Raw genomic sequence first — 7,450 nt, forward strand, 5'->3', positions numbered from 1 at the left:
GTACTCCCCGCGCCAGTAGGCCAGGCACAATGCCTGCAACAAGCGCAAATCATCTTTAACCTTGCCCAGGCGAAACCCCTGACGAGCACCTTTACTGGCGACGGCGAACAGCAGTGTCGGCAAGCGCCCGCGCGCGAGCAGGCGCCCGGCGAGAGGCAAGAATCGAGCGAAATTCCAGGGTGCGTTCATTATTCCTCCCACTGAAATGTTATCCACACAAATTGTGGATAACCTTGTGAACAGAGCTGCTTTTCAACGCTGAAAGCCCCGTTTCATAAGGGTCCGACTCAAATCGGGCGTTTTTTACTCACATAAAAAAACCCAAGATTTCATTGACTTGCAACGCCGGCGCGGCTAGTACGGGCGTCCTCATTGGCTATGACTCCAGCGTACAGCAACCGTTCGCTTTGTTTACCGCCACTGAACCCCAGATGCAACAACGCCCCGCATTAGCGAGGCGTTGTTGTCAAAGCAGACGCTGATTACTTGGCTGCGGCGTCTTCTTTGGCTGGTTCTTCTTTGGTTGGATCTTTGATCGCCAACAGTTCCAGGTCGAATACCAATACTGAGTTGGCTGGAATCGCCGCGCTTGGGCTTTGAGCGCCGTAGGCCAGTTCGCTTGGGATGTATAGCTTGTACTTCTCACCCACGTGCATCAGTTGCAGGCCTTCGACCCAACCCGGAATCACACCGCTGACAGGCAGATCGATCGGGCTGCCGCGCTCGACGGAGCTGTCGAAAACGGTACCGTTGGTYAGCTTGCCGGTGTAGTGAACAGTCACTACATCAGTCGGCTTAGGCTGTGGGCCATCGGCTTTCTTTTCTACTTCATATTGCAGGCCTGAAGCGGTGGTCACTACGCCAGCCTTCTTGSCGTTSTCTTCGAGGAAYTTCTTGCCGGCAGCYGCCGACTCTTCGCTCATCTTGGCCATACGCTCTTCAGCACGCTTTTGCAGTGCGGCGAAGGCTTCGACCAGYTCGTCGTCYTTSAGCTTCTGCTCTTTYTTGCCGACGGCATCTTCGATGCCCTGGGCKACSGCTTTGGAATCCAGGTCATCCATGCCTTCCTGAGCCAGRCTYTTGCCCATGTTCAGACCAATACCGTAGGAAGCTTTTTGCGCCGGAGTTTTCAGCTCTACGCTGGTCTGCGAATCACAACCCGCGAGTACCAAGCCAACCAGGGCCACCGCCGCCGCCAACCGATGCTGTTTCATGCTATTTCCTTGTTCATGCGCCTAAAGGGCAATCGAGTAAAGCCGCGAGCTTATCAGGCCGCCACGACCAATGGCTACCGGCATGAGAGCAGGATTTTCTTGATAAGTTCAGGTGTTTCAGCGCATTTCAGCCTTGGCCGGATGAAGCTTCTGTCATCTTGCACCTACAGCAGCTGACCCCGGATCCCACACATCTGGCGTAATGGCCTCTTGCCGCAGCTTAGACGCCAAGGCATAAAAGCGCTACAAATCGACAAGGTTGTTTATCTTGCGCCTCTTATATCGCCTGCTGATGCTGATCGCTGTGACGTTTGGACTGGGCCTGGCCGTGGTTCTGTACTACGTCGCCAACCCGAAATTACCCACTTGGTCACCTGCACAGCAGGTGCATTACCTTGAGCAGTGGAGCGCTGAAGACCGCCAGAGCTACTACTTCACCCCCCAAGGCACTCAGGTCAAAGGCTTACGCTATGACTGGTTCACCGCCCTCGAATTGCCCTTCTCCCGGCAACGATTCGCGTCGCCCGACTATCTCGCACGCTTCGGCTTCCTGATCGATCCCGACCAGAAAGCCACGCCAATCAATCCAGGCAATTTACCCGCAGGCTTTGCCCGTCACCAAAATCCCGGCAGTCAGGACGAGTTTCTGGACATCACGTGCGCCGCCTGCCACACCGGTGAGTTGCRCTTCAACGGGCAGGCGATCCGCATTGACGGCGGCTCGGCGCAACACGTTTTGCCTTCCAGTGTTCCTACGTTGAAAGGGGGCAGTTTCGGGCAAGCGTTGGTCGCCAGTCTGACCTCGACTTACCTCAACCCCTGGAAATTCGAACGCTTCGCTCGCAACGTGCTGGCCGAGGACTATGACGCCCGACACCCACAATTGCGTAAAGACCTGAAAGCTTCTCTCGATAGCTTCGTAAAAGTTGCCTGGAATGATACCCATCGCGGGCTTTACCCCACCGAGGAAGGACCGGGTCGTACGGACGCCTTCGGGCGCATCGCCAATGCCACGTTCGGCGATGCGATTTCAGCTGACAACTACCGCGTGGCCAATGCCCCGGTGGATTACCCGCAACTGTGGGACATGTGGACGTTCGACTGGGTGCAGTGGAATGGCTCGGCGCAACAGCCCATGGCTCGCAACATCGGCGAATCCTTGGGGGTGGGCGCCACATTGAGTTTCTTTGATGCCAACGGCCAACCGCTCAAAGGTGATGAGCGCTATCCATCGAGTGTCCGATTGCACGACTTGCACCAGATCGAACAAACCCTGCAACGGCTCAAGCCACCTGCCTGGCCCGAAGCACTGCTCGGTGCTATCGACAAGTCGTTGGCCGCCAAAGGTCGCGAGTTGTTCAGGGAAAACTGCGCCGGCTGCCATGTACCACACGCAGGCGAAAGTGATGGACGCTGGGTACAACATCTAAAAATGCTGCCGGTGGATTTCATTGGCACAGACCCGGGGGCCGCGAACAACATTGCCGACCATCGTTTTGACCTTACCGCCCTGCAATGGGACCTGGCGGAGCTCAAGCGGATGAATGTGCAGTTGCAGCCGATACCTGATGAACCGCTGGATTTGAGCAAGTTATCGTCGGCCAAAGGGCTGGCCTACATCACTGCTTTTGTCGGAAATCGCGCCTACCGTGATGCAAACATTCCGACAGCTGAACAACGCGCCATGAATGGCTTCGGCTTGCCGATTGGCGTGCGTGAATTGCGCGCTTACAAGGCACGACCCTTGGCGGGCGTTTGGGCGACTGCGCCCTTTCTGCACAACGGCTCGGTTCCGAGCCTTTATCAATTGCTCTCGCCTCAGGATRAACGCGCCACTAACTTCTATAAAGGCACGTTCGAGTACGACCCCCGGCACCTTGGCTATCGCACTGAAGCCTTCACCAATGGGTTTGTGTTCGACACGCAAATCACCGGCAATCACAACAGCGGCCACGAGTTCCGGGCCGGCAAGCGCGGCAACGGTGTAATTGGCCGTTTGCTGCAACCGGAGGAACGCTGGGCGCTGCTGGAGTACCTGAAAGTACTGGGCGGTCCCTTGGAGGCGAAATTGCGATGAGCAGACTCTGGATGCGCTTTGGCGCGTTTCTCGGCAAGGCCCTTCTGTGGTTGCTTGGCCTTGGAGTCCTCGGCTGGGCGCTGGCCACGGCGTGGTTTGCCTGGCAGCACAGCGGACCGGTTTCGGCGCAAGAATTGATACCGGACGGCGAAGCCACCATGACCCAAGACGTCATCCAGACCGCGGTGCGCATCGTCAATCAACACCGGGAAAACACTCGCTACCTGCGCGACGCCCACGCCAAGGCCCATGGTTGCGTGAAAGCCGAGGTTCAGGTGCTGCCGGATCTTTCAGAAGTACTGCGCCAAGGCGTGTTCAGCGAGCCCGGCAAAACCTGGCAAGCGACGATGCGCCTGTCCAATGGCAACGCCTATCCGCAGTTCGACAGCATTCGCGACGCCCGGGGCATGGCGATCAAATTGCACGATGTGCCCAGTAAGCAGCTGCTCGCAGATCAACAGCGTCTTGGCGAACAGGATTTTGTGATGTTCAGCCATCCTAATTTCTTCGTCAGCGATGTCGCCGAGTATCGGCAGAATGTGGCGGCGCAGGCTGACGGCAAAAAGGTGACGGCGTTTTTTCCTGGTTGGGACCCGCGCACCTGGCAGGTTCGCCATCTGTTTATCGCTTTGGCGACACTCTCCTCAGCACCGGCAAGCCCGACACAGACGACTTACTTTTCGGTTTCGCCCTACAAGTTCGGTGAAGGCAATGCCAAATTTCGGGTAATGCCGGACCCGGATAGCTGCCCGACCTATACCCTGCCTGCGCAAAACCAGAAGTTGCCGAACTYCTTGCGCAATGCGCTGAACCAGCAATTGTCGACCGACCGGGTGCCAGCGTGCTTCGTCCTGCAGATCCAGCGCCAGGACCCAAGCAAATACATGCCCATCGAAGACACCAGCATCGAATGGAGCGAACGCGATGCGCCGTTCGAGACGGTCGCGCGAATCAATCTACCGGCTCAGGACTTCGATACCCCGGCGCTGAACCTGCAATGCGACAACCAGTCGTTCAACCCCTGGTTTGGCCTTGAGGCCCATCGACCGATTGGTGGTATCAACCGCTTACGCAAAGCCGTGTATGAAGCGGTCAGCGACTACCGACACAGCCGCAATGGTGAGTCATCACTGCGCTAACGATGTCACCCTTCCCTTCGGCCACACACTGCTGGGGTGGAGGACACTCAACGTTCCGGCAGCCGCTACCCGATTGATGAACGCCTGCGGAAGCATTCTATCGGTCAATATTTATTGCTCGAAATCTTGATAATCATCGCTTTGGGAATTCAGTTGCACCATCAGCCGCACAACCTTTTCCGAATCCGGTTTAGCAAAACGTAATACCGCCCCATCAGGCGTACATAGAAACAGGCGATGATGAGGCGCATCACTTACCCGACTCAAGCCAACTCGCAGGTCTTTGATAGAAAAGAAATTTTTGTATCGTTCGACTTGTGTGGAGGGTAATAAGTTATCGGAGATCGGGTTCATCGAATGGTAGAAGCCGTGAATCCGAAACTCTGCCGGGAGCAGTACATTTCCATGTAGATCCTTGGGAAAGAGGACTTGCATGTCGAATGTGGCGTAATCGCTTGGCACCGGAGCGGTAACGACAAAAACACCCTGGGTTTTATGCTTGAGAACGACGCCGACTTGCTGCTGCGCAGGCGATAGCGCCAGCATTTGCTTGTGAAGATAGCCTGCCACTTCGCCAGCATCCTTGAAGACAGGCCCGCAGACCGGCATCAGCTCTACCGGTGGGTTTTGCTGCAGGATGTCCTTCCTCCAGCTCGCTCTGAGGTGCCCCCTTCGCCTCCACAGATTCCCGCAGACCACGGTGGTCACTACTCCAGCTGCCACGGCCAACAAAATCAGAATGCTGCTGGGCATTGCACCCGAGTCATAAAGGCTCCCGAAAGTTTGAACCCCGCCATCGGGCTTTCTCCCAAACCGCGGTGACAACTCCTGCTCGAACTCTGAATCCGTTGAGGTGTAAGAGATGAGTGCGCCATCACTGACCGACAGATAACACCTGGAAAATTGTCGGCGCCAGGTCATCACTTCAAACAGGTCGGCAACCGAAAAGAACAACTGCCGCTGGCCCCACTCTACGGGGCTTTCATCGATGCCTTTGATTTTTCCGGAGTGGGAAAACAAGCGCGCTTCGAGGGTATACCCGCTCGGAACGGCCCATTCACCCTTTAAATTCTGGGTTACGACTAACGTGAAATCCGGGGATTTCTGTACAGAACTTTCATCGGCAAGCGTCGCCTCTTGAGCGCAAAAAAAACGACCTTCCTCGTTTTTTAGGATAAACCCGGCGAATTCAGCACCTCGGTGACTTTTGAATGACTCATGCAAAAAGACTGCTGCATCGTCACAGGTGATGAAACCCGGACTCAGCGAAAGGATCGGACTCGAGTCCGCATGGGAAGAGGCAGAGGGAACAACACTTTCAGAAGGAATGGAACTCATGCTTTCGTTCTCGGTAGGCACTCCATGACGGTCATGGAAACATTTGCCTATTGTCCGAAAGCAACGTGCCTGTCAGGCACTACATAGTTATATTCCGCGCCTGCCGCGCAAAATGACCAAACCCCAGACAGCAAAAAGCCCGCATTAAGCGGGCTTTCTGTGTGGTGACCTGGCGTTCAGCGTTCCAGATTACCGAATATGGCGCAGCGGACGGGACTCGAACCCGCGACCCCCGGCGTGACAGGCCGGTATTCTAACCGACTGAACTACCGCTGCGCGTAACGTTGAAAGTGGTGGGTGATGACGGGATCGAACCGCCGACATTCTGCTTGTAAGGCAGACGCTCTCCCAGCTGAGCTAATCACCCTTTACCTTCGTTGCGGGGCACATTATGCCACAGGTTTTCGTAAAGTGTTGATTTAATTGAATTATTTTTCAATTAAATCCGAAAACCGGTGAAACGATGCAACCTGCAGGAACAACGGACAACCTACAGACAGAAAAAAACCCGCGTTAGCGGGCTTTTCCGTGGTGACCTGGCGTTCAGCGTTCCAGGTAACCGAATATGGCGCAGCGGACGGGACTCGAACCCGCGACCCCCGGCGTGACAGGCCGGTATTCTAACCGACTGAACTACCGCTGCGCGTAACACTGAATGCGAATGGTGGGTGATGACGGGATCGAACCGCCGACATTCTGCTTGTAAGGCAGACGCTCTCCCAGCTGAGCTAATCACCCTTCACGTTCGGTGTGGCGCGCATTCTACGGAGCGACCTCACCTCTGGCAAGCACTTTTTTAAATAATTTTCTCAGGCCTTCCAAAGGCTTAGCGAAGGGTTGGCCTATGGCGCCGCTAAGAGAATAATGCCCCCCTTTGTATATAAGGAGAGACTTACCCCATGTGGTTCAAAAACCTGCTTATCTATCGCCTGACCCAAGATCTGCCTGTTGATGCCGAGGCGTTGGAAACTGCACTGGCCACCAAACTGGCGCGTTCATGTGCAAGCCAGGAGTTGACCACCTACGGTTTCGTCGCGCCATTCGGCAAGGGCGAAGATGCGCCGCTGGTCCACGTCAGCGGCGACTTCCTGCTGATCTCTGCGCGTAAAGAAGAACGCATTTTGCCGGGCAGCGTCGTACGCGACGCCGTGAAGGAAAAGGTCGAAGAGATCGAAGCCGAGCAAATGCGTAAGGTCTACAAAAAGGAACGCGATCAGATCAAGGACGAAATCATCCAGGCGTTCCTGCCGCGCGCCTTTATTCGTCGCTCCTCGACCTTCGCTGCCATCGCACCGAAACAGGGCCTGATCCTGGTCAACTCGGCCAGCCCGAAACGTGCCGAAGACTTGTTGTCGACCCTGCGTGAAGTGATCGGCACCCTGCCGGTACGTCCACTGACCGTAAAAATGTCGCCAACCGCCACCATGACTGAATGGGTCACCACCCAGAAAGCCGCCGACGACTTCTTTGTGCTGGACGAATGCGAGCTGCGTGATACCCACGAAGACGGCGGCATCGTGCGTTGCAAACGTCAGGACCTGACCAGCGAAGAAATCCAGCTGCACCTGAGCACCGGCAAAGTGGTCACTCAATTATCGCTGGCCTGGCAAGACAAGCTGTCTTTCGTGCTCGACGACAAGATGGTGGTCAAACGCCTGAAGTTCGAAGACCTGTTGCAAGAC

General features: G+C 55.8%; 5 protein-coding genes, 4 tRNA genes and 1 pseudogene. 3 read left to right on the top strand and 7 right to left on the bottom strand.

Features of this window, described 5'->3' with window-relative positions; all coding sequences use genetic code 11:
* Window positions 1-189: pseudogene (locus AC1DRJ_RS15590) on the bottom strand (hypothetical protein); the annotation flags it as partial.
* 293 nt (window positions 190-482) lie between these two features.
* Window positions 483-1,214 carry an FKBP-type peptidyl-prolyl cis-trans isomerase gene (locus AC1DRJ_RS15595; protein WP_477802960.1) on the bottom strand — a complete coding sequence of 244 codons (732 nt, stop codon included), beginning with the start codon at window positions 1,212-1,214 and terminating at the stop codon, window positions 483-485.
* 268 nt (window positions 1,215-1,482) lie between these two features.
* Between AC1DRJ_RS15595 and AC1DRJ_RS15600 the strand changes: the two genes are divergently transcribed.
* Entirely contained in the window at window positions 1,483-3,291 is a 1,809-nt protein-coding gene (locus AC1DRJ_RS15600) for a di-heme-cytochrome C peroxidase (protein WP_477802961.1), read from the top strand.
* A complete protein-coding gene (locus AC1DRJ_RS15605; RefSeq protein ID WP_477802962.1) occupies window positions 3,288-4,430 on the top strand; it encodes a catalase family protein in 1,143 nt (380 codons plus the stop codon). The genes AC1DRJ_RS15600 and AC1DRJ_RS15605 overlap by 4 nt, the downstream gene beginning before the upstream one ends.
* Before the next feature lie 111 nt (window positions 4,431-4,541).
* Here AC1DRJ_RS15605 and AC1DRJ_RS15610 read toward each other — a convergent pair whose 3' ends face one another.
* The 5 genes from AC1DRJ_RS15610 to AC1DRJ_RS15630 form a co-directional block, all read right to left on the bottom strand.
* Window positions 4,542-5,768 (bottom strand): hypothetical protein, encoded by a 1,227-nt coding sequence (locus tag AC1DRJ_RS15610; protein ID WP_477802963.1) that lies wholly within the window; start codon window positions 5,766-5,768, stop codon window positions 4,542-4,544.
* A gap of 199 nt (window positions 5,769-5,967) precedes the next feature.
* Window positions 5,968-6,044, bottom strand: a tRNA-Asp gene (locus tag AC1DRJ_RS15615).
* 15 nt (window positions 6,045-6,059) lie between these two features.
* Window positions 6,060-6,135, bottom strand: a tRNA-Val gene (locus tag AC1DRJ_RS15620).
* Window positions 6,136-6,334: 199 nt separating this feature from the next.
* Window positions 6,335-6,411: transfer RNA gene (locus tag AC1DRJ_RS15625), tRNA-Asp, on the bottom strand.
* A gap of 19 nt (window positions 6,412-6,430) precedes the next feature.
* Window positions 6,431-6,506 (bottom strand) — tRNA-Val (locus tag AC1DRJ_RS15630).
* A gap of 161 nt (window positions 6,507-6,667) precedes the next feature.
* Between AC1DRJ_RS15630 and rdgC the strand changes: the two genes are divergently transcribed.
* Window positions 6,668-7,450: recombination-associated protein RdgC (rdgC, locus tag AC1DRJ_RS15635; RefSeq protein ID WP_477802964.1), on the top strand; the 783-nt coding region annotated here is incomplete at its 3' end.

The sequence above is a fragment of the Pseudomonas sp. P5_B2 genome (genome assembly GCF_056400445.1).